The 21,990-nt window shown below is 66.0% G+C and carries 18 protein-coding genes; 9 read left to right on the top strand and 9 right to left on the bottom strand.

The features are described 5' to 3' along the window. Positions 1 to 416 precede the first annotated feature (416 nt). Positions 417 to 602 (top strand): hypothetical protein, encoded by a 186-nt coding sequence (locus tag LY284_RS20940; protein WP_014251217.1) that lies wholly within the window; start codon positions 417 to 419, stop codon positions 600 to 602. A gap of 26 nt (positions 603 to 628) precedes the next feature. Here LY284_RS20940 and LY284_RS20935 read toward each other — a convergent pair whose 3' ends face one another. The 8 genes from LY284_RS20935 to LY284_RS20900 form a co-directional block, all read right to left on the bottom strand. After that, entirely contained in the window at positions 629 to 1,831 is a 1,203-nt protein-coding gene (locus tag LY284_RS20935; RefSeq protein WP_233387836.1) for a L,D-transpeptidase, read from the bottom strand. Positions 1,832 to 2,029: 198 nt separating this feature from the next. Then, a complete protein-coding gene (locus tag LY284_RS20930; RefSeq protein ID WP_233387835.1) occupies positions 2,030 to 2,296 on the bottom strand; it encodes an RNA-binding protein in 267 nt (88 codons plus the stop codon). Positions 2,297 to 2,531: 235 nt separating this feature from the next. Further along, the gene (locus tag LY284_RS20925; RefSeq protein WP_143281687.1) at positions 2,532 to 3,065 is read right to left on the bottom strand and encodes a hypothetical protein; all 534 of its coding nucleotides are present in this window, start codon (positions 3,063 to 3,065) and stop codon (positions 2,532 to 2,534) included. A gap of 143 nt (positions 3,066 to 3,208) precedes the next feature. Then, on the bottom strand, positions 3,209 to 6,511 hold the full coding sequence (locus LY284_RS20920; RefSeq protein WP_233387834.1) for an ATP-binding protein: 3,303 nt from the start codon (positions 6,509 to 6,511) through the stop codon (positions 3,209 to 3,211). A gap of 123 nt (positions 6,512 to 6,634) precedes the next feature. After that, positions 6,635 to 8,746, bottom strand: a complete 2,112-nt coding sequence (gene katE, locus LY284_RS20915) for a catalase HPII (RefSeq protein ID WP_233387833.1) — start codon at positions 8,744 to 8,746, stop codon at positions 6,635 to 6,637. Between the two features lie 719 nt (positions 8,747 to 9,465). Continuing rightward, entirely contained in the window at positions 9,466 to 11,112 is a 1,647-nt protein-coding gene (locus tag LY284_RS20910; protein WP_045454923.1) for a S10 family peptidase, read from the bottom strand. Positions 11,113 to 11,204: 92 nt separating this feature from the next. Further along, positions 11,205 to 12,800: a protease pro-enzyme activation domain-containing protein gene (locus LY284_RS20905; protein WP_233387832.1), complete on the bottom strand. Its 1,596-nt coding sequence runs from the start codon at positions 12,798 to 12,800 to the stop codon at positions 11,205 to 11,207. A gap of 245 nt (positions 12,801 to 13,045) precedes the next feature. Beyond that, positions 13,046 to 13,468 (bottom strand): GFA family protein, encoded by a 423-nt coding sequence (locus LY284_RS20900; protein ID WP_233387831.1) that lies wholly within the window; start codon positions 13,466 to 13,468, stop codon positions 13,046 to 13,048. Positions 13,469 to 13,530: 62 nt separating this feature from the next. On the opposite strand from LY284_RS20900, the gene LY284_RS20895 reads away from it, so the two are divergent. The 8 genes from LY284_RS20895 to LY284_RS20860 all read left to right on the top strand — a co-directional run bounded on the left by LY284_RS20895 (position 13,531) and on the right by LY284_RS20860 (position 21,213). Next, positions 13,531 to 14,871 carry an inositol monophosphatase gene (locus tag LY284_RS20895; protein WP_233387830.1) on the top strand — a complete coding sequence of 447 codons (1,341 nt, stop codon included), beginning with the start codon at positions 13,531 to 13,533 and terminating at the stop codon, positions 14,869 to 14,871. Positions 14,872 to 14,875: 4 nt separating this feature from the next. Continuing rightward, entirely contained in the window at positions 14,876 to 15,391 is a 516-nt protein-coding gene (locus LY284_RS20890; protein WP_053569316.1) for an isochorismatase family protein, read from the top strand. Between the two features lie 453 nt (positions 15,392 to 15,844). Then, positions 15,845 to 16,543, top strand: a complete 699-nt coding sequence (locus LY284_RS20885; RefSeq protein WP_233387829.1) for a (2Fe-2S)-binding protein — start codon at positions 15,845 to 15,847, stop codon at positions 16,541 to 16,543. Positions 16,544 to 16,553: 10 nt separating this feature from the next. Beyond that, positions 16,554 to 17,543 carry a xanthine dehydrogenase family protein subunit M gene (locus tag LY284_RS20880; protein WP_077158846.1) on the top strand — a complete coding sequence of 330 codons (990 nt, stop codon included), beginning with the start codon at positions 16,554 to 16,556 and terminating at the stop codon, positions 17,541 to 17,543. After that, positions 17,540 to 19,762 carry a xanthine dehydrogenase family protein molybdopterin-binding subunit gene (locus tag LY284_RS20875; RefSeq protein WP_233387828.1) on the top strand — a complete coding sequence of 741 codons (2,223 nt, stop codon included), beginning with the start codon at positions 17,540 to 17,542 and terminating at the stop codon, positions 19,760 to 19,762. Before LY284_RS20880 ends, LY284_RS20875 begins: the two co-directional genes overlap by 4 nt. A 76-nt stretch (positions 19,763 to 19,838) precedes the next feature. Then, positions 19,839 to 20,426 (top strand): NTP transferase domain-containing protein, encoded by a 588-nt coding sequence (locus LY284_RS20870; protein WP_053569417.1) that lies wholly within the window; start codon positions 19,839 to 19,841, stop codon positions 20,424 to 20,426. A 129-nt stretch (positions 20,427 to 20,555) separates the two neighbouring features. Continuing rightward, a complete protein-coding gene (locus tag LY284_RS20865; RefSeq protein ID WP_053569320.1) occupies positions 20,556 to 20,753 on the top strand; it encodes a hypothetical protein in 198 nt (65 codons plus the stop codon). After that, positions 20,728 to 21,213, top strand: a complete 486-nt coding sequence (locus LY284_RS20860) for a DUF2335 domain-containing protein (RefSeq protein ID WP_233387827.1) — start codon at positions 20,728 to 20,730, stop codon at positions 21,211 to 21,213. The genes LY284_RS20865 and LY284_RS20860 overlap by 26 nt, the downstream gene beginning before the upstream one ends. On the opposite strand, the gene LY284_RS20855 is transcribed toward LY284_RS20860, so the two are convergent. Further along, a complete protein-coding gene (locus LY284_RS20855) occupies positions 21,214 to 21,924 on the bottom strand; it encodes a glycosyltransferase family 2 protein (protein ID WP_233387826.1) in 711 nt (236 codons plus the stop codon). Positions 21,925 to 21,990 lie beyond the last annotated feature (66 nt).

The following is a 21,990-nucleotide window of genomic DNA, read 5'->3' as shown; positions in this document are numbered from 1 at the left end:
CGAAGCGGGCTGGAACTTGAAATGGCTGTACCAGTTTGTTGTGTGGTGCGATATGACGGACCGTGCGCGATCCAAGCCCGATTGGTCCTGTGAGGGCACTCTTTAGGCGAGGGCCGTTCCCGGAGGAGAAAAATGGCCAAACTGCGTGTGACCGCGGGCGGTGACAAAGCTGCTTTCTTTGGTGACTTTCTTTGCAGCAGCAAAGAAAGTTACCCCCGCCCCGGGGAGGGGCAGTGCTAATAGACCGACAACAATTCAGGATTCCATAGCAGAAGCAAAAAATCAAACAACCGCCATCTGTCGATCACCGTCAAGCCGCAACACGCAATACAATCTTTCCGCTGAATAAGCAATCAAACCACGCGCCTCGGCTAGACTCTGTCCCTTCGCACGAAGCACTGAAACGAGGCAATCCGATGTACAAAAAAGGCGTGATCATGGAAATTCAGTTTCCACCAGGACGTCTGAACGACGCAGCGGGCGATCCCTACTGGATCGATCTCACCCTCGACGAAGCCAAGCGCCTGCACGCGCAACTTTCCCGGCGCCTCGCAGACGGCGCGCGCGCGAATCAGCCGCTCGATACCTTCGCGATCGAATGAAGATCGAATAACGCACTCGCACTGAGTCAGTCGACCGTATCCGCACCCGCGGGAATGTGCTGACGCACCGCCTTCCCCGGCCCCGGCGCCCACACAGGCCGCACCTTCCTGCCGCTATCCACGACGACAAGATAGTGACCCGCCCACGGCGTCGTCTGGCGCGTAGCCTTCAGCACCCACATCGACTGACCTTCGGCCGCGCGCGCTTCGTATTGCGCATCGAGCACGCCGTGGTGATCGAAGAAGGTGTTCAGCGTCGACGGAATGCGCACGCAGCCCTTCGAATGCCGCATGCCGAGCAGCGGCTCCAGCTTCTCGGGATCGGTGGCGTGCATCTGAAACCGCATCGGCGACTTGCCACCCTTGGCCCAGCCGCGCTCGCCGTCCGCCCAGCCGAAATCGTAGATGCGCATGTCGCGCGCACCGTAGCCGCGGATGTCGAACTCGTTCAGCGTGCCCTCGGCGCGGAAGTCCATGTTGCCCGGCACATGCTGGAACACGCCGACCGGCGTGACGAAATGGTCGTAGCTGCCCGGACGGCCCGTCGATACCGGCGACGCGCCGATCATCGACCAGGCGTCGCCCGGCTTCGCGCGGAAGTAGACGAAGATCGCCTGCACGTTCGCGCTGCGATCGACCATCACGACGAATTCGTTGGCAAGATCGCCATGGCCGTCTTCGTCGAGCGCATGTTGCAGCAGACGGCCGTAAGCCTGCTGATCCGCGGCGGGAACGGTAAGCCGCCGGTTGACCTCTTTCGCAAAAACCTGCCGCATCGCGTAAGCCGCCGCGGGCGGCATGTCCGTGCGCTGAGCGAGATTGGGCTCGGGCGCTTCCGGCGGCAAAGGCACTTCGGGCACCAGTGCTTCGGAAGCCGCGCTCGCGGCACTGGCGGCGCTGGCAGCACTCGCCGCGCTTGCCGCGGACGCAGACGCTGCTTCGCTCGCCGCCGACGCACCGGAAGCACCCGACGCAGGCAACGCGGGCATCGGCACGGGCATGCCCGGCAGCGCGCGTCCGGGCGCGCTCGCGCCGTGCGCGATGCCGGGGTCTTGCGGCATCGGCGGAACGGGCATGGCAGGCACCGCGGGCGCAACTGGCGTCGCGGTGACGCGTTCCTGCGCGTGAGCCGCCGCCGCGATCGAAAGGAGCGCGCCCGCTGCCACGCTCAAGAGGAACATTGCGCCCAACGGCGTCTTCTTGGTTTCGTAGTTTCCTGCCTGCTGCATCGATATGAATGATCCGCTTTGCTTTCTGTCAGCGGACGATCCGCCGGATCGCCCAGTTCGATCGACGCGTGCGCGCGCCTCGTCATGAAGCGCGCACCGATAAAAAAGCCGGTGCGCACGAGGCACCGGCTGCGCCGTCACGTAACGTTCGTCAGAAGTGCGATAGCAAGGTTCGTTCCGGGCGTCGTGCCCGCAGCATCAATGCAGGCGGATGGAGGCGTCGCCGGAAGCGGACGCGCGAGCGCGCAAAGGCTCGTCGAGAAAGCGCTGATGACACAGCTTCTGCGCAATCGCCTCGCCGATGTAAGGCACATCGGTCGCGAGCGTGGCGGTGGCATACGCCTGAGCGGTGCCCGCGCCGTGGATTTCGATATTGCGCGCATAGTGCCCGAGCTCGTGCTCGAGAAAGCGCCGCACGTCGCGCGCGGCACAGCGATGAGGAAGATTCCAGACGAGCAGGTTCATCGCCGTCACCTTTTCACGCGCACGCGCACCGGTTGGGGCTGCGGTTTCAAGAGTCTTTGCGCCGCGAGCGCGCCGAGCGTACCGAGAACGAAAAGGGACACATAAGCGAGCATCATGAGGTCTCCACGGCTAATTTCGAGATAGCTCCATACTAATCTGGTAGACCGCGGACGTGCTGCGACATTCCGCCTTTTTCAATAGATGTTCTAAATCGGACGGATGCATTGCGCCAATCTCACAACCCGCTGCATGACATGCTGGACAGATTCGGATAACGATTGGACCAGTCGCCCGCCATCGCCGTCTGCGCAGCCTTGAGCGTGATGTCGCCCGTGCAGACGCAGCGCTTCAGATACACCGCGAGCCGTTCCTTGCGGCGCTGTCCGGCGCGGCCTTCCCAGCGGCGCAGATCGAGATTGGCGGCGGAATTGGGCGAGCCGCCGAGCAGAATCGGCATGCGGTGATCGAGCGCATATTCCGACGCGAACGACGCATCGATGCTGCGCTGCTTGAGCAGCCGCTCCTTCTGGCGCATCTGCACTTCGAAAGAAGGCAGCACGCGATCGACGTAACCCGGCACGCAGATCGTATCGACGATGGTCGTCTGCGTGACGCGGGCATCGAGCCATTCGGCGCGTTGCGCCCGCGACGCGCCTGGCATGAACGCGAGCATCGCAAAGCAACACGCCAGCACCACGCGCGCGGGCTGGCCGGCGCGTTGCGCGCCTGGCTTGGGTTCCTCGGTGAACCGTCTGTTCCGTCGAATCATGCCTCTCTTCGCCATCCATTGCGGTCGTCGATCGCCGCTTGTTTTCAAGATGATCGGAGGTTCAATTAAAACACACGAAACGCGCGATATACGGGAATCGCGAAACGCTTCATGCACAAGGCGGCGGCCGATCGGGAGGAAAACTATGCGACGCGGCTCGCGAGCGCCGCGTCGAGCGCGGCTTCGAGCGCACGCGCCGCCGCGACGAACGACGCGAACGACGCCGCGATGCGCGCGTCGTCCTCGCCGTTGCGATCCTCGTCGACGGCGCGCTCGCAGTCCGCCTGCAACGCGACGCACGCGCGCACGAACGGCGCGGCGCCGATCACCGCCGCCGCGCCTTTCATGCGATGCCCGATGTCGCGCAGCCGCGCGTGGTCGCAGTCGTCGAATGCGGCGTGGGCGTCGGCGAGGTCTTGCGCGTTGGCGGCCCTGAGCGTATCCACGAGCGCGCCGGCCTGGCCGCCGAAAGCGCCGAGCAATGCGCTGTCGAATGCCGGCTCGCCCGCGTCGCATGCGTCCGCGTCCGGCTTACGCGCAGCGCTCGACAGGCGGCCGCCGCGCGTCGCCGCGACGAGCGCGTCGCGCAAGGCGTCGAGGCCGAGCGGCTTCACGAGACACGCCGTCATGCCCGATGCGACCGCGCGCAGCGCCGCGTCGGGCTGCGCGTTCGCCGTCAGGCCGACGATCGGCACGGCGCGCCGCGTCGGGTCTGTCGCCGCAAGGGTCGCCTCGTCGCCGCGGATCGCGTGCGTCAGTTCCTCGCCGCTCATCTCGGGCATGGAGCAATCGGTCAGGATCACGTCGAACGCGCGCGGCTCGGCACGCCAGCGGGCCAGCGCGCTTTCGCCGTCAACGGCCAGTTGCACGTGCCCGCCGAGCAGCCTGATCTGTCCGTCGAGCACGATGCGGTTGGCCGGATGATCGTCGACGACGAGCACGGCGAGACCCGCGAGCGATCCGGCGGGCGCGTCAGCCGGGACCGGGGTCGCATCGATGTCGGCTTCGGCGCCTACCTCGACGCTCGTTTCGGCTTGCGCCTCGGCAAACTCGATGCGCACCGTAAAACGCGTGCCGCGCCCCGGCTCGCTCGACAACTCGATCACGCCGCCCATCATCGTGACGAGGCGCTTGCTGATGGTGAGCCCGAGACCCGTGCCGCCGACGCTGCGCGCGCGCCCGTCGTGCGCCTGCACGAACGGCGTGAACAGCAGCGCCTGTTTGTCGGGCGAAATGCCGATGCCCGTATCCGAGACCGTGAGCGTCACCGCGCGCTTGCCGTCGCGCGGCGGCGCGACGCCGTATTCGAGCGTGACCGCGCCGCGATCGGTGAACTTGATCGCGTTCGAGAGCAGATTGCCGACGATCTGCCGCAGCCGCTGGCCATCGGCGAGAATCCAGGCGTGGTCGCCATCGCCGACGCGCTTCACGACGAGCATGACGCCCTTCGCGCGCGCGGCGGGCTCGTAGATCGCCGCGACGCCCGCGACCCACGGTTCGATGTCGAGCGGCGCGGGCGTGAGCACGAGCCGCTCGGCCTCGATTTTCGCGACATCGAGCAGGTCGTCGATCATGCCGAGCAGATCGCGCGCGGCGCGGTGCGCGGTCGACAGCGCGCGCTCGGTCGCGGCGCGCTCGCCGGGCGCGCGCAACTCCATTTCGATGAGGCCGAGCACGGCGTTCATCGGCGTGCGGATTTCGTGGCTCATCGTCGCGAGAAAGGTCGATTTGGCGCGGTTCGCCGTTTCGGCTTCCTCCTTGGCGGCGCGCATCGCGTTTTCGGCGGCGATCCGGCGCGCGATCTGCGCGCGCAGCGTCAGCCCCCAACCCGCCAGCGCGAGCATAAGTGCGACGCCGAGCAGCGCGCCGATCTCGACCTGCGGACGGCGGCGCTCCCACAGCATTTCGGGATGCTCCGAGAGCTTCCAGCGCGAGCGGATCGTCTCCCGTTCGGCAGGCCCCAGACGCCTGATCGCGCGATTCATGATGCCGAGGAGAACCGGCTCACTCGACGTGACGAGCATGCCGTGCGGAACCGGCTGCGTCGACACCACGCCGCTCACGACGAGCACGTCGCGATAGGGATTGCCCGCGGCGTAATTCGCGAACGCCATATCGACGACGGTCGCATCGGCCTCGCCGTTCGCGACGGCGCTGAACTGGCCGTCGAAGGGACGCGTTCCGACGAAACGCACGGCCGCCGCATTCCCGACGCCCTCGCGCACGACATCGCGCAGCGGCGACCCTTCCGGCAGCGCGACGCGCTTTCCCGCCAGCGCGGCGGTGTCGCGCAGGCGCGGATGGCCCGCGGCCGTCACGATCGCGAGGATGCCTTCGCCCACCGACACGGTCGCCTCGGCGCCGGGCACGGGCGACAGGCCGCCGAAGCTGTACGGCACGATCGACGACGCGCCGCTTTTCAAATCGCCGTACATCCGCGCCTCCGACGTATGCACGCGCGCCTCGAAACGCAGGCCGGTTATACGCGCGATCGCGCCGAGAATATCGACGCCGATGCCCGCCGGCTGCCCGCGCGAATCGCGGAACATCACGGGCGCGGCTTGCGCGAGCATCGAGTAATGCACGACGGGGTGCGCGCGCACCCATGCGGCTTCCTCGGGCGTGAGCGGCAGCGGCGCCGTCCGCGTGGCCGCACTCACGCCGGGATGCCAGCGCGCGTGCTCGACAAGCGGGAAAGACGGCGGCAGCGCGGCAAGAGCCTCGTTCACGCGCTCGCGCAACGCATCGGCGCGCGGGTTGGCCGCGGCGAAGGCGAAGCTGTAGCCGCCTTCATCGACGGGGGCAAGCGCCGTGGCGGTCAGGTTCGGCAGATCGAAATGCGAGAGCGCGTAACCCGCGGTGACCATGTCGCCGACGAACGCGTCGGCATCGCCGAGCGACACGGCGAGCAGCGCCCCGATCACATTCGGATACGCCACCGGCGTCAGCGCGGGATATGCGGCACTTAGCCGCGCCGGCGAGTTCTGCGCGTCGACGTACGCCAGCCGATGCGTGGGCGCCTGCTTCGCGATCGCCTCGACGTAGACCGCTTTCGCCGGCAGGTAGGGACGGCTCAAGGCCAGCGCGGGGTGCGGGTCCGCGCCGGTCGCCCCCGTCGCCATGTCGATCTCGCCGTGCGCGAGGGCATCGATCATCGCGGCGCGGTTCGGAAAGAAGCGCCACTGCGGATCGATGTCGAGCCGCGCGGCGATCGCATCGACGAAATCGACGGAGATGCCACGCGGCAGGCCCTGCCCGGCCGCGCCGCGGTTCACGCTGTCGGTCATGTCGAGCGGCGGCGTCATGCCCGGCACCGCGCCGATCACGACGCGTTGTGCACCAAGCGCGTCCGATGCCGCGAGGCACACGACCAGGACAAGGCCACACGCCCCGCCGATGCGGCGTCGTGCATGATCCAGCAGGAAACTAAGCGAGTGAATGAGCAAAGCCGCACCTTCTCCGAACGGTGCGGCCAGTGTCTCAAAAACATTCCGGCACGGGAATCCGCGGCGCGTGAAACGTTACCGCGCCGCGTTGCATGCCGCGAAACGCGGCGCAGGCGGCGTCAGTCAGGCCGGAACCGACTCCGCCTTTTGCGCGCGCGACCAGACGCGATGCTGGCTCATCGCTTCGATGAAGCTCTTTATCACCTTCGCCGCGTCGCCGCCGACCGCGACGCCCTCTTCGCTGCTCGGCAGATGCGCGGCCGCGAGCACGTCTTCACCGTCGCCGATCGCGCCGATCGCTTTCAGATGCTTGAACGCTTCCAGCACGAAGTGCCGCGCGTCGCCGGATTGCGCGAGCGCCTTCGCGCTCTCCTTCCCGCCCGCGACGATCACGCCGTCGAACATGATCGACGGCATGCCGAGAATCGTCGCATCGGCCTCGACGCCTTGCGCGGGCGAGCCGAGCGTCGGCGAGATGACCTTGGCGTGCGCGCCCTCGGCAGCGAGCGCGTCCTTGACGGCCTTGATGCTCGCGGCATCCGCGCCCTTCGCGGCGAGAATCGCGACCTTGCGCGTCTTTACCGAAGGCTTCGCCTTCGCGACGATCGACAACGCGGGCGAGTCCTTCACGGACGACTTGCCGAGTTCTTCCGCGCCCGCATTCTTCTTCGGCGCGGGCAGCCCGAGATTCTCGGCGACGCGCGCGGCGAGCGTTTCGTCGATATTGGCGAGAATGCCGAGCTGGCGCTCGCGGATGTTCTTGCGCTCGACCTTGGAGAGCTCGAACGAATACGCCCCGACGATGTGCTCCTTTTCCGGCTCGGTCATGCTGTTCCAGAAGAGCGTCGCCTGCGAGTAGTGATCGGCGAAGGACGGGCTGCGCACGCGGATCTTCGAGCCTTCGACGCGCTCCGTGTAGCTCTCGAAGCCGCCGCCTGCCGCGGCCGGATCGGTTTCCTTGGGCCAGCCGCCGTCGATCGAATTCGGCTCGTAGGACGCCTGACCCTTGTCGATCGTCTGCCGATGCATCGCGTCACGCTGGCCGTTATGCAGCGGCGCGATCGGGCGGTTGATCGGAATCTCGTGGAAGTTCGGGCCGCCGAGACGGCTGATCTGCGTATCCGTATAGGAGAAAAGCCGGCCTTGCAGCAGCGGATCGTTCGTGAAGTCGATGCCCGGCACGATATGCCCCGGACAGAACGCGACCTGTTCGGTTTCGGCGAAGAAGTTGTCGGGATTGCGATTCAACGTGAGCTTGCCGATCATCTTGAGCGGCACGAGTTCCTCGGGGATGATCTTGGTCGGATCAAGCAGATCGAAGTCGAACTTGTGTTCATCCTGTTCTTCGACGATCTGCACGCCGAGTTCCCATTCGGGATAGTCGCCGTTGTCGATGGCTTCCCACAGATCGCGCCGATGGTAGTCCGAATCCTTGCCCGCGAGCTTTTGCGCCTCGTCCCACAAGAGCGACGCGGAGCCGATCGTCGGCCGCCAGTGGAACTTCACGAAGCGTCCTTTGCCTTGTGCGTTGATGAAGCGGAAGGTGTGGATGCCGAAGCCTTCCATCGTGCGCAGGCTTTTGGGGATGGCGCGATCGGACATGGTCCAGAGCACCATATGCGCGGATTCGGGCACGAGCGAGACGAAGTCCCAGAAGGTGTCGTGCGCGGACGCCCCTTGCGGCATTTCGTTATGCGGCTCGGGTTTCACGGCGTGGACGAAGTCGGGAAACTTGATCGCGTCCTGGATGAAGAACACCGGCATGTTGTTGCCGACGAGATCGAAGTTGCCTTCGTCCGTGTAGAACTTGACCGCGAAGCCGCGCACGTCGCGCACGGTGTCGGCGGAGCCGCGCGAGCCTTGCACGGTCGAGAAGCGCACATAGACGGGCGTTTCCTTCGACGGGTCTTGCAGGAACCCGGCCTTGGTCAGTTCGGCCTGCGATTCGTACACCTTGAAGACGCCGTGAGCGGCGGAGCCTCGCGCGTGCACGATGCGTTCCGGGATGCGCTCGTGATCGAAGTGCGTGATTTTCTCACGCATGATGAAGTCTTCGAGCAGCGACGGGCCGCGGTCGCCGGCGCGCAGGGTGTTCTGGTTATCGGCGATCTTGACGCCCTGGTTCGTCGTCAGGGCTTGATTGGTCGCGTCGGAGCGGTAGGTTTCGAGGGATTCGGTTTTTTTGTTGTTGTTGCGGGCGACGCCGCTCGGCGGGGGTTGCTTCTTTGTTGCCATTGTGGGGGCTCCGGTTTGTTTCAGTGACTTTGCTCGTCACGTCGCAAGCGGTGTTCCTGGTTCTTTTTTTCGCCGGATCCCGGTTTCATGTCGGTTTATTAGCACTGCCCCTCCCCGGGGCGGGGGTAACTTTCTTTGCTGCTGCAAAGAAAGTCACCAAAGAAAGCAGCTTTCTCACCGCCCGCGGTCACACGCACGTTGGCCATTTTTCTCCTCGGGGAACGGCCCTCGCCTAAAGAGTGCCCTCACAAGCCCAACCGGGCTTGGATCGCGCACGGTCTGACAAGCCAGTGCGCAAAGCGCGCGGGTTCAGCACAAAATAGCTTCGGCACAGCGCTATGCGCTGCCGTTGGGCATGCCGGGGAAACCCACGCATACCCGATTAACCCGTCGGCCGCGAAGCGGGCTGGAACTTGAAATGGCTGTACCAGTTGTTTAAGCGACGCGATGTGACGGACCGTGCGCGATCCAAGCCCGGTGGGTCCTTCGAGGGCGACACTTAGGCGAGTGCCGCCGTGGGCTGGCAAGCATGGCCAAACTGCGTGTGACCGCGGGCGGTGACAAAGCTGCTTTCTTTGGTGACTTTCTTTGCAGCAGCAAAGAAAGTTACCCCCGCCCCGGGGAGGGGCAGTGCTAATAAACCAATAAGAAAACAGGATTCCACGGAGGCACGAGCAACCCAAACCCAAACCCAAAACCACCCGCACCCCCGCAGGCCCTCACTGCGGCGATAAGGCCCCCAACTTATCCGCCGTAACCTTCTGCAGAGCAATAATCCGCCCCATCGCCGCATGATTCGACGTCGCCGCGTCGTACATCCTCGCGAGATCCGCCTTGAGCTGCGTCCTCGATGCGCCATCAAGATAAACCATATGCCCCGACGGATAAAACGTAGCGGAAAGATTCAGCCGCACGGTCTTGTCGATCAACGGCATCTGCTGCAAATCGATGATCGTCTGATAAAACGGCGTCACGAAGTCATACATCCCGTTCGCGGACAACACTTTCAGATCGATATTCAACGCCATCACCGCAGCGAGATCGCCCGCCGTGTACAGGATGATGTTGCCCTTCGAATCGATGCCCTTCTGCTCGCCCGTCGGATCGGTATGCTTGAAGTCCCAGTTCAGGAACGCCTGATCGTTCAGATCCGTGAACGAGGACGTCGAAGTGAACTTCAACTGCTCGTTCAGATAACTGTTCCACATCGTCGTATAGACGCCGCTCACCGCTGTCATCGTCGGATCGTTGCCGCCCGAGTTCGGGTCGATCTTGCCCGCGATGCCCGTCGATATCGCCGTCACGCGGCCATCGTAAGCGCCAAGCGATTCGCCCTTCGATTTCAGAAGCGTCGTCAGAAAGAGCGAATTGCCGCGGCTGTCGTAGGCGGCGATGTCGAGACTCCACGCAAGCAGCGTCGCCTTGTCGATGCCCGTATAGTCCGAGAGCTTCTCGACCACTTCGTCGTCGGTCTGCGGGAACTTGCGCAGCGCGTTCAGATAGTCCGTGCGCGCGAACTCGGCCACCTCCTCCGCGAACGTCACGAGACTCGTCGGCGTCGGATGCACGCCGAGCTTCTTGTGATACCACGCGTCGGCCGCGGCAGTCGGCAACGCGCCGACCGGATTGCCCGCCTGCGCGTAATCGAGAATCGACGATTGCAGCGTGACGCCGTTCAGATCGATGCCGTCCTCATGCAGCTTGTACGCCAGCACGCAACTGCGCGCCGTGCCGTACGACTCGCCGAACAGGAACTTCGGCGAATTCCAGCGATTGTTCTTCGTCAGATAGCGCTTGATGAACTGCGCGATCGAGCCCGCATCCTGATCGACGCCCCAGAAATCGCGGTTCTTGTTCGGTGCGATCGCGGCCGAGTAACCCGTGCCGACCGGATTGATGAAGATCAGATCGCTGCGGTCGAGCAAGCTGTCCGGGTTGTCTTCCATCTCGTACGGCGCGGGCGGCGTGAAGCCCGGCATCGCCGTCTTGATGCGCCGGGGAGCAAAGGAGCCGAGCAGCACGAACACCGACGACGACCCCGGCCCGCCGTTATAGAAGAACGTGAGCGGGCGCGCCTCCTCCTTCGCGCCGTCCTTGGTGAACGCGACATAGAACATCTTCGCGTCCGGCTTCGAACTGCTCGGATCGACGGTCACGAGATGCCCCACCGTCGCGGTATAGGCGATCTTCGCGCCGCCGACCGTCACGCTGTGATGCGTGACCGCCGCGTTTTCATCGGCCTCGGTGGCCGCGACGGAATCGTCGGGGCCATTGCCGTAGGCGACCGGATCGAAGTACGGCTGGTCCTTCTTCGTCGTGGTCTTCTTTGGCGTCTTTTTAGGCGTTTTCTTCGCGGCGGCCGCCATTGCCGGTTCTCCCGCGCCCGAAGGGTTGTCGCTCGCTGCCAGTGGATCGGAGTTCATCGTCGTCGCTCCAGAATCGTCGTCGTGGTTGTTGTTCACTGTTGCCCTGCGCTTTGGCTCTGCTTCGCGGGCTTGAGCGCCGCCGCGATCTTCCCGCCATCGGGGCTGCCCATGCCGGTACACGCGTCCCAGCCGGCCGCCGCCGAAAAGCTGCCGTTGTTGCCTTCCGTAATGTCGCGAAACGCCGTCTTCGCCTTGTAGAGCTTCGGATTGACGAAGCCCGCCGGCGACGCGTCGATCGCGTTGATGCGGGCGATCAGCGCGGCCCACAGCGGCGCCACCGCGCTCGTGCCGCCGACCACGGTGTCCTCGCCGTCGATCAGCACTTCGTAGCCGGTTTGCGGCGAGGCGTCGCCGGCGACATCGGGCACGCCGCGCTTCGCGAGCGCGATGTGCTTGCCGTTTCGCGTCACCGACAGCCCCTTTTGCCAGACCGGCAGCGCGAAGGTACCGGACACGCCGCCGCCCGCGCCGCCCTGGTCGCCGTCGTTCCAGACGACTTCCTTCGCGATGCCCGCACCCGAGGCCGCGAGGCTCGTGCCGCCGCAGCCGAGCACATACGGGCTCGACGCGGGAAAGTCGACGTGATCCGCGCCGTCGCCGACGCCATCGGCCGAGCCGCCGTCGCCGGACGCCGCGCACACCGTCACGCCGAGCGCGGCCGCGCTTTGCAGCACGTCGTTGAAGGCGCTCATCGACTGCGGCGACCAGTTCGACTCCGGCCCGCCCCAGCTGATCGATATCACCGAGGGCTTGTTGGCGGCATCGTGCAGCGCGCGATTCACGGCATCGACGAAACCGGCGTCGCTGTTCGGCGCGAAATACACGGCGATGCGCGCGCCCGGCGCGATCGCGCCCGCGATCTCGATGTCGAGCGTCACTTCGCCGTCCGGCCCGTTCGGGTTGCCGGTGGGCGCGTTCTTGCCGCCATCGACGCCAACCGGGACGACCACCGGCGCCTTCACGCCGAGCTTGGAGAAATACGCGGAGAGATCGCTGTCGCGGTAGCCGCCGCCCAGTTCGATGATCGCGATGCACTGGCCGGCGCCGTCGCCATCGGGAAAGTCATAGAGCTTCGCGAGATCGACCGGCGAGAACGACGCGGGCGCCGCCCCGCGCAGCGGCTTGAACGGCGGACGAAAGCGGAAATGCGGACGCGCCTGCGGCTTGCTGTCGAGGCCGAGCACGGCGGTGACGGCGTCGTGCATCTCGTCGGGCACGTTGACAGGCCCCGTGCGGCCTCGGTATTCGCCGATGTTGTGATGTTGAAAGCGTTCCAGCTTGACGTCGAAAGCCTTCTGGAACTGTTCGATGGTGCCTTTCAAAACGACGCTGCGCGTTTCCGTCTCGGCGCGCTCGACCGACAGGCCGTACTGTTTGGCGAAGGCCTTGACCTTGTCGATGTCTTCGTCGGATGCGGTGAAGCGCCTGTCGAATTCCTCGCGCGAGACCGCCTGGCCGGGCGCCTCGCCGGCGTCGATGCGCGACATCATCTGCCTGAAGCCCGCTTCGTCCTTGCGCCGCAGCATCACGATGACTTCGATCTGCTCGGAAGGATCGCAGTCGCCGATGCATTTCGCGCCGTCGGGATGAATCTTGTCGCTGCTGCCGCTGACCGGTTGCTTCGTCATGGTATCGATGCTCCTCGTTGGCCTTGAAGTTCAAAGGTTCTCGATCCTGCCGCTTTTCGCGCATCCGGCGCGCATGATTCCTTCACGCAGTGCACACGCCGCTTATCGTCTTATTTTCCGGGCGCGAATGCAATTGCTCGGACCGTTGACAAGAGCATGCGGTTCCGGCGGGACAAAAGCTGTCCCGGTCTTCACGAGGATGTCTCTTTTGCTTTCGGGTAGACGAAGGCGGCAGCGCGCGATGCCTAGTGCGCGCGTTCTTCGTCGTACTCCGGGCGCGCGCCGCGCGGCAGCCACGGCTCGCGATGCTTGCACCACAGTTCGTATTCCGGCTCGAAGAGGCCGGTTTCGTCGAATGCGCCGATGGGCAGATCGACTTCGTCGCGCGTGGTGAATTCCATGTACGCCACCGAGCCGCACACCGGACAGAAGTGCCGCCGCCCGTCGTCGGAACTGCGCCAGGTCGAAAGGCTGCCGCTCATCATCACGTCGCCGCGCGTGTAAATCGCATAAGCTCCAAAGGCGGAGCCGTGCACCTTCCGGCACGTCGTGCAATGGCACACGCAGGCGCGTATCGGCTTGCCCGTCGCGCGAAAGCGGAACGCGCCGCACGCGCAGCCACCTTCATGAACCGTAGTCAGTTGCTCATCGCCCTTTTGAACGTTCATCGATCTCTCCCGTAAATACGACGGTTTGTTACGATAACCCTTCACGATCGGAGATGGCACTCATGAGCACATCGAGCACGACCGGCAACGAGAATACTCAAAACACCCCAAGCAACCTGTCGCTCCTGAAGCTGCTGCCCGGCGCCGGATCGGAGTTCGGTCCCGCCGCGTCCGATCTCGTCGCCCACGTGTTGTCGCACGACCGCTTCGACGCGGCGGCGAACGCCAATCTGCCGCGCGAAACCTTTCGCGGCGCGACCGTGGACGACGTCATGTCCGACGAGTTCACCTTTCCGCTCGGGCGCACCGGCCAGTCGATCGTGCTGACGGGCTACCGGATCGCGGCGGGCTTCATCGCCGAACGCGCCGCCGACGAATGGCTCGAACTCGCGCACAGGGAGCGTGTCGCAAAAGGCTTGCCCGCCGCGCCGCAGGGCGGCGAGCCGCACCTCGCGCCCGATCCCGCCGAAGCCGATCAGCTGCTCGAGGGCGCCTACGAATGCGCCCAGCGCATTCTCGATCCGGTCGCGGGCGAGCAAGTGCTGTCGCTCTTCGAGACGCACTATCGCGGCGGGCGCGAGTTTCTGCGCCTCACATGGGAAGGCTTGCCGGAAGACCTCGTGCCCGAATCGCGCCGGCCGCTCGCGGCGCTCGCCGCCGCCGCGACGAATGGCGAACGGCGCGAAAAACGCGACTACGATCCTTACGGTCTCGACGGCGTCGACGATTACGACGTCGACCGGCCGCTTGCCTATCGCGAGAAGATCGGGCCGTTTCTCTTCACGATGACCTACCGCCACGAGTATCCGCAGGTCGACGACGAGCGTCTCGGCACCGCGTTCGCCGTGTTCCACGAAGCGGGCAGCGATATCGTCGCGGCGGCGGTGCGGCTGCAGCTCGTCAAGGTGCCGCCGCTCACGAGCAGCGCCGATCTCATCTATACGCTCGACACCTATTCGGGCGAAATGCTTTCCCTCGCGCTCGCCGCGACCGAGGCGCTCGGGCCTGAAAAGCTGTGCGAGGTGTTCAACGCGCATCGCGTGATCTATATCAGCTTGTGGGAAGTGCGCAAGCCGTGGCGCGGCCAGGGCCTAGGCGTCGCGCTGCTGCATCAGGCGCTGGAGCGCCTTCCCGTCGATGTCGATGGCCGGCCGAATGCGCTGTGCGTCGCGCCCGAGCCGTATCAGACGGACATGCGCCACTTCGACCAGCTTCCCGGCGCGCTGCGCGAAGAGCTGAGAACGCCGGCGCGGCGTCTTTCCGCACATCTCGCGAGCTGGCTCGAACGCTCGAAGCTGCCGATCGCGACGCACTTCTTCGTCCCGATGGCGAGGCACGCGGGCATCGGCTCGGCGGGAGAAAACGCGCGGCTCATCGACCAGATCATGGAAAGCGAGGCCTGAGGCCGTGCTCGTCGTCATCGACATGCAGGGGCGCCTGCTCGCGCATCTCGACGGCGGCGAACGGCTCGCCGATCGCGTCGGCACGCTGCTGCGCGCGGCGAGCCTGCTCGACGTGCCGGTCGTCGTCACGGAGCAGAATCCGGACGGGCTCGGCGGCACCGCCGATGGGCTCGCCGCGCACGCCCGAAGCGCGCGCACGATCCAGAAGCACACCTTCGATGCCACGCTCGAACCGACGTTCGTCGAGGCGCTGCCGCCCGCGCCCGCCACGCTCTGGGTCGCCGGCGCGGAAGCGCACGTGTGCGTGCTCCTGACCGTGCTCGGATTGCTGCGGCTCGGCTATCGCGTGGAATGGGTCGCGGATGCGGTCGCCTCGCGCCGCGCCGCCGATCGCGACGTCGCGCTGGAACGCGCGCGACAGGACGGCGCGAAGCTCACGACCGTGGAGACGGCGATTTTCGGCTGGCTCGGCAGCTACCGGCATCCGCGCTTTCGGGAAGCGCTCGCGCTCGTGAAGTGACCGGTGTCTGACCGGCCGCGCGCCCTGCCGATCACCGGCGGCCACGCCCCCGCCCCGGTCTGAAACATTCGCGTGAAGCGGCATGTCACACATTGCGCCGCCCCGCGCGCGCCGGACGAAACAATCCGGCCGCCGCCGAACTTACCCGTGGATGCAGCATTTACTTGCACGGCGCACCGCATGTGCGGGACAGCGCCCGGGCCGCGAGCGCGCGCGTTCCTGGCATCCGATTTGCTGTACCTCAACTTCGCGATCGGTCGAACGTTCGGTCAGCTTACGGTTTGCCGTCTGCGCCCTTTCGCGTCTCATGCGCCTTTCATGCATCGCGCAAGAGGACCCGAGCATCGGTGCCCGCATCCACCGAAGTCGCAGTCGGTGCGCGAGCGAAACGCCCCACGAAGATTCGAGCCTCTTTGCCGCGCCCTTCCAACGAGCGAGGAGCAACCGATCGTCATGTCCCCAGTCGATACCCACCCTGCCGACGCCGGCACCAGCGACGCGGCGCAAAAGCCGTCGCGCCGGCGTTTCCTTCAGTCGGCCGCGGCGGCCGCCGCCGTTTCGGCCGCGCCGCTTGCGCATGCGCAGCAGCAGGCCGCCGCGACACCCGCGATAGCGCCGCCGCCCGCCGCCGTGCCGATGCTGCCCGTCAGGCTCAACATCAACGGCCATCCGTACGAATTGCAGGTCGAGGCGCGCACGACGCTGCTCGATGCCTTGCGCGAATACGCGGGCCTCACCGGCACGAAGAAAGGCTGCGACCGCGGCCAGTGCGGCGCGTGCACGGTGATCGTGTCGGGACGGCGCATCAACGCGTGCCTCACGCTCGCGGTGATGCACGAAGGCGAGTCCGTCACCACCGTCGAAGGCCTCGCGCCCAACGGCGACGCGCTCGCGCCGATTCAGCAAGCGTTCATCGAAAAGGACGCCTTTCAGTGCGGCTACTGTACGCCGGGGCAGTTGTGCTCGGCCACCGCGCTCATCGCCGAATACCGCGCGGGTGACGCGAGCGCGGTCACGGCCGACGTGCGCTTTCGCCCGGCGCAACTGTCCGACGATGAAATCCGCGAGCGCATGAGCGGCAACATCTGCCGCTGCGGCGCGTATCCGAATATCGTCGCGGCGGTGAAAGCCGTCGCGTCGGGCAACGCCTGAGGACACGCACATGGACGCGATCTCCTATCAGCGCGCGCCGGACGTCGGCGCGGCGCTTGCGGCGGCGAGCCAGCCGGGCGCGATGTTCATCGGCGGCGGCACGAACCTGCTCGACCTGATGAAAGGCGGCGTGATGCGGCCGATGAAACTCGTCGACATCACGCACATCGATGCGCTGAACGGCATCACCGCCCTGCCCGACGGCGGCCTACGCCTGGGCGCGCTCGTGCGCAACAGCGACGCGGCGAATCACGCGTGGGTGCGCGAGCGCTATCCGCTGCTTTCGCAGGCGCTGCTCGCGGGCGCATCGGCGCAATTGCGCAACATGGCGACCGTCGGCGGCAATCTGATGCAGCGCACGCGTTGCCCGTACTTCTACGACACCGGCTTTCCCCAATGCAACAAGCGCGCGCCGGGCAGCGGCTGCGCGGCCATCGGCGGGAATAACCGCATGCACGCGATTCTCGGCGCGAGCCCGCAATGCATCGCGACGAACCCGTCCGACATGAGCGTCGCGCTCGCGGCGCTCGACGCCGTCGTGCGCGTCACCGGTCCGAACGGCGAGCGCGCGATTGCCTTCGCGGAGTTTCATCGGCTGCCGGGAGACCGGCCCGATCTCGATACGACCTTGCAGCCGGGCGAGCTGATCACATCGGTCGATCTGCCGCCGCCGCTCTTTGCCGAGCATTCGAAGTATCTGAAGGTGCGCGACCGCGCGAGCTACGCGTTCGCGCTCGTCTCCGTCGCGGCCGCGCTGCAGATGGACGGCAACACGGTGAAAAGCGCGCGCATCGCGCTTGGCGGCGTCGCGCACAAGCCGTGGCGCGCGAGCGCGACCGAACGCGCACTCGTCGGCGCACCGCTCGACAAGCTCGCGCTGCAAACCGCCGCCGCGCTCGCCGTGCAGGGCGCACAGGCGCAGCGCGACAACGCGTTCAAGGTGGCGCTCGCCCAGCGCGCGATCGTGCGCGCGGTTCAACAGGCCGGAGGTGTCGCATGAGTGTCATCGGAAAACCGCTCGATCGCACCGACGGCGTGCTCAAAGTCACGGGCCAGGCGCGCTATTCGGCCGACAACACCGACGCCAAGCTCGCGCACGCGGTGCTCGTCACGAGCACGGTCGCGAAAGGCCGCATCGCGTCTATCGACACGCGCCGCGCAGAAGCGCTGCCCGGCGTGCTGCTCGTGATGACGCACCAGAACGCGATGCGCCTGCCGAACGGCGGCATCCCCGACGCGCAGCCGCCCGCCGTGCGCAAGCTCACGCTGTTGCAGACCAACGAGGTGCGTTACAGCAACGAGCCGGTCGCGGTGGTCGTCGCCGACTCGCTGGAACATGCGCAGGACGCGGCGCGCCATGTCGACGTGCGCTACGAAGCTGCAATGCCGAATACCGATTTCGCGCGCGCGAAGAGTTCGGCGTATCAGCCGGAAAGGATGATGGGCCGCGCGATCACGACGAAGCGCGGCGACGTCGATGCCGGCTTGCGGCAAGGCCCGACGCGGCTGAACGCGGTGTATACGACGCCCTACGAGCATCACAATCCGATGGAGCCGCACGCGACGCTCGCCCGCTGGGACGGCCCGACGCTCACGCTCTACGACGCGACGCAGGGCGTCTCCGGCGCGAAGAGCGCGGTCGCGAAGTTCTTCGGCATGTCCGAGAGCGACGTGCGCGTGATCTGCCCGTTCGTCGGCGGCGGCTTCGGCTGCAAGGGCTCGGTGTGGTCGCACGTCGTGCTGGCGGCGATGGCGTCGAAGCAGACCGGACGGCCCGTGAAGCTCGTGCTCGAACGTCCGCAGATGTTCGGCATGATCGGCAACCGGCCGTACACGGAGCAGCGCATCCAGGTCAGCGCACGCGACGACGGCATCATGACCGGCATGCGTCACGACGTCATCTCGACAACCTCGACGTTCGAGGACTGGACCGAAAGCTCGGCGATCGTCACGCGCATGATGTACGCGGTGCCGAATCAGTCGACATCGCACAAGCTGGTTGCGCTCGACATCGGCACGCCGACCTTCATGCGCGCGCCCGGCGAAACGAGCGGCTCGTTCGCGCTCGAAACCGCGATGGACGAAATGGCGTATCAGTTGAAGATGGACCCGCTCGCGTTTCGCATCCGGAATCACGCGAACATGGAGCCGCAGGACAAGAAGCCGTGGTCGGAGAAGGCGCTGCTCGAATGCTACAAGCGCGGCGCGGAAACGTTCGGCTGGTCGAAGCGCCCCGCCGCGCCGCGCTCGATGCGCGAAGGCAATACGTTCATCGGCTGGGGCGTGGGCACGGCGACGTATCCGGCGAACCGCAGCGAGGCGTCGGCGCTCGCGCGCATCCTGCCCGACGGCACCGCGATGGTCGCCTCCGGCACGCAGGATCTCGGCACGGGCACCTACACGATCATGACGCAGGTCGCCGCCGACGCGCTCGGCTTTCCGCTCGATTACGTGCGCTTCGCGCTCGGCGATTCGTCGCTGCCCAAGGCGCCAGTGTCGGGCGGCTCGCAATCGGCGGCAAGCGTGTCGCCGGCGGTGCGCGCGTGCTGCATGCAGGCGCGCGACCAGTTGATATCGATGGCGCTCGCGGATCGCGGATCGCCGCTTTTCGGCGTGCCCGGCGACGATGTCATCGTGAGCAACGGCTGGGTCGTGAGCGTGTCGAATCCGGACAAGCGCGATCCGGCCGCGGCGATCATCGCGCGCAACGGCGGCCGCGCCATCGAAACGATCGCGACGGCGAAACCCGGCGACGAGAAAAAGCAGTACGCGTTCCACTCGTTCGGCGCGGTGTTCGCGGAAGTGCATGTCGATGCCGATCTCGGCGTGATTCGCGTGCCGCGCATCGTCGGCGTGTACGACGTCGGCACGCTGCTCAACGCCAAGACCGCGCATAGCCAGTTGATGGGCGGCATCGTCTGGGGCGTCGGCTCGGCGCTCTTCGAGAAGAGCGAGATGGACGCGCGCTACGGCCGCTACACCAACGCGAACCTCGCGGAGTATCACGTGCCGGTCAACGCGGATATCGGCACGCTCGATATCGCTTTCGTCGAAGCGCCCGATCCGCTCATCAATCCGCTCGGGGCGCGCGGGATCGGCGAGATCGGGATTACCGGCGTGGCGGGCGCGCTTGGCAACGCGGTGTATCACGCGACGGGCGTGCGCGTGCGCGACCTGCCGATCACACTCGACAAGGTCTTGCCGCCAACCATGACGTGACGCGCGTCTTATTGTGCTTGCGGCGTGCTTCGATGCGCCGCACAATCGCGATTCGATCACGACAGGAAACGCCGCGATGAGCTATGCGTCGAACGCTACCGGCATCCTGCTGGCGGCGGGTCTGGGCACCCGCTTCGATCCGTCCGGGCACAGCAACAAACTGCTCGCCACGTTGCCCGACGGCACGCCCGTCGTGTTCCAGTCGGCGCGCAGGCTGCTCGCGGTGTCCGCGGAGGTGATCGCGGTCGTGCGTCCCGGCGCCGAAAAGCTCGCGGACGTGCTCAACGAAGCCGGCTGCAAGGTCATCTTCAGCGTCGATGGGGAGCGCGGCATGGGCGCAACGCTCGCCGCCGCCGTGCGCGCCACCGCCGAAGCCGATGGCTGGCTCGTCGCGCTGGGCGACATGCCGTGGATCGGGCACGCGACGTATGAGGCCGTGGCGCGCGCGCTCGATGGCGGCGAATCGCTCGTCGCGCCGTTTTATCGCGGCAAGCGGGGGCATCCGGCGGGCTTCGGCATCGCGCATCGCGAGGCGCTCGCCGCGCTCGACGGCGATGCGGGCGCGCGCGGCATCTTCTCGACGCACGCACCGTTCATCGTCGAAGTGGACGATGCGAACGTGCTGCGCGATATCGATTTGCCGAGCGATCTCGCGCAGGGTTGACAACCGCTTGGCTTGTATTCGGTTGGAAAGTCTGAAAAGCGTGCCTGGCCGTTCGGACGAGTTGCTTCGGACGTGTAAGTGAATGGTAGGATGAATTTCATCTGCCCAACCTTTCAGCCGGAGCATCACATGAAGACAATCCTGAGCGAAATGCGGCGCGTTGCGAACGCGCTGGCATCCGTGTTTTCGATCCGTCCGCCTACGGATTACCGGTCGGCGTATCCGCGCAGGTCGGCCGAAGAAATGATGGACCGCGCGTGGGCGCGAACCATGTCCGACCTGAACGGCGCGATCGAAGGCTATGGACAGCGCAAGCGAAGCCGTTAAGGACAGCACGGTCCGATACCTCGCCGAATCCAGTCGGGCCGAGGTCACGGAGCAGACCAAGGCCGTGGCGTCCGGCAAGGCATCGATTACCGTGGCGGTGCAGGCGCATTCGTTTCGCGGCCCCATGCCGCTGCCCGACCATCTCGCGCAATACGACAGGATCGTACCGGGCGCGGGACGGCTGATCGTCGAGGAGTTTCAGATGAACAGCCAGCACGCGCGGCAGATCGAATCCATGAGCGTGCGCGGGTCCATTCGCAAAGACCTGCGCGCGCAGATCATCGCCGGCTCGCTCGTGCTGATCGGCTTCGGGCTCGTCTTCCGGCTCGCCGAAAACGGTCACGACGGCGTCGCCATTGCGGTTGCCGTTACATTGCTCGTCAGCGTCCTGACCGCATTTCTCACCGGCACCGTCATCCGCGGAAAAGACGACGCAATCAAGGAAACCCTCGCAAGCTGATCAAGCCGCGATCGCCACCGCACCGTCGGAATCGGGGGCGTCCGCGCCAATCGGCAGATAGCGCTTGCTGACTTCCAGCAGCGTCGCGCCGAATCCCTTCTTGGCGCGGAAATCCGTCCGTGCGCTCGTCACCACACGCGGCGACGCACTCCACGCGATGCGCGCGCCGCTCGCGACCAGCGCCTCGACGAGCGCCACATCCTCGCTCGACTCCAGCGGCGGAAATCCGCCCGCCCGCGCATACGCTGCCGCGGACACGCCCAGATTCGCGCCATGAATATGCCGATGCCCGTCCGCATCGGTGTAGGTCTGCCCGAAATGCTCGCGCACCGCGCCGATATGTGGCGACCAGTCGTGCACGCCGATCACGCCGCACACCGCGTCCGCGCAACAGTCGAGCTGGCGCACGAGCCAGTCTTCGGCGACGCTCGTGTCGGCGTCGGTGAACGCGAGCCAGCGTGCGCCCAGCGCCAGTGCTCGCTCCGCCCCATGCGCCCGCGCCATGCCGACATTGCGCGCGTCGACGCACGTCACATCCGCGCCCAGCGATCGCGCGATCGCACCGGTTTCGTCGGTGCAACTGTCGAGCACGACGATCACGCGCGCCGCTTCCCCCAGCAGTTGATGATGATCCGCGGCGCGGCGCGCAGCCGCCACGCACGCGCCGATCTGCGCGGCTTCGTTGTGGGCAGGGATGACGATGGCAAGCATGTCTGCTCCGTTTCGATGGTGTTCGGCCGCCTTGGCAAAGCAATCGCCGGCGGCGATGGATCGATT

Source organism: Caballeronia sp. PC1 (assembly GCF_021353155.1).
Classification (GTDB): domain Bacteria; phylum Pseudomonadota; class Gammaproteobacteria; order Burkholderiales; family Burkholderiaceae; genus Caballeronia; species Caballeronia cordobensis.
This window is presented reverse-complemented; position numbering and strand designations above follow the sequence as displayed.

Coding starts and splice junctions, on each gene's coding strand:
- LY284_RS20940 (WP_014251217.1), top strand. CDS start 417: ATGTACAAAAAAGGCGTGATCATGGAAATTCAGTTTCCACCAGGACGT.
- LY284_RS20935 (WP_233387836.1), bottom strand. CDS start 1,831: ATGCAGCAGGCAGGAAACTACGAAACCAAGAAGACGCCGTTGGGCGCA.
- LY284_RS20930 (WP_233387835.1), bottom strand. CDS start 2,296: ATGAACCTGCTCGTCTGGAATCTTCCTCATCGCTGTGCCGCGCGCGAC.
- LY284_RS20925 (WP_143281687.1), bottom strand. CDS start 3,065: ATGATTCGACGGAACAGACGGTTCACCGAGGAACCCAAGCCAGGCGCG.
- katE (WP_233387833.1), bottom strand. CDS start 8,746: ATGGCAACAAAGAAGCAACCCCCGCCGAGCGGCGTCGCCCGCAACAAC.
- LY284_RS20910 (WP_045454923.1), bottom strand. CDS start 11,112: ATGGCGGCCGCCGCGAAGAAAACGCCTAAAAAGACGCCAAAGAAGACC.
- LY284_RS20905 (WP_233387832.1), bottom strand. CDS start 12,800: ATGACGAAGCAACCGGTCAGCGGCAGCAGCGACAAGATTCATCCCGAC.
- LY284_RS20900 (WP_233387831.1), bottom strand. CDS start 13,468: ATGAACGTTCAAAAGGGCGATGAGCAACTGACTACGGTTCATGAAGGT.
- LY284_RS20895 (WP_233387830.1), top strand. CDS start 13,531: ATGAGCACATCGAGCACGACCGGCAACGAGAATACTCAAAACACCCCA.
- LY284_RS20885 (WP_233387829.1), top strand. CDS start 15,845: ATGTCCCCAGTCGATACCCACCCTGCCGACGCCGGCACCAGCGACGCG.
- LY284_RS20880 (WP_077158846.1), top strand. CDS start 16,554: ATGGACGCGATCTCCTATCAGCGCGCGCCGGACGTCGGCGCGGCGCTT.
- LY284_RS20875 (WP_233387828.1), top strand. CDS start 17,540: ATGAGTGTCATCGGAAAACCGCTCGATCGCACCGACGGCGTGCTCAAA.
- LY284_RS20870 (WP_053569417.1), top strand. CDS start 19,839: ATGAGCTATGCGTCGAACGCTACCGGCATCCTGCTGGCGGCGGGTCTG.
- LY284_RS20865 (WP_053569320.1), top strand. CDS start 20,556: ATGAAGACAATCCTGAGCGAAATGCGGCGCGTTGCGAACGCGCTGGCA.
- LY284_RS20860 (WP_233387827.1), top strand. CDS start 20,728: ATGGACAGCGCAAGCGAAGCCGTTAAGGACAGCACGGTCCGATACCTC.
- LY284_RS20855 (WP_233387826.1), bottom strand. CDS start 21,924: ATGCTTGCCATCGTCATCCCTGCCCACAACGAAGCCGCGCAGATCGGC.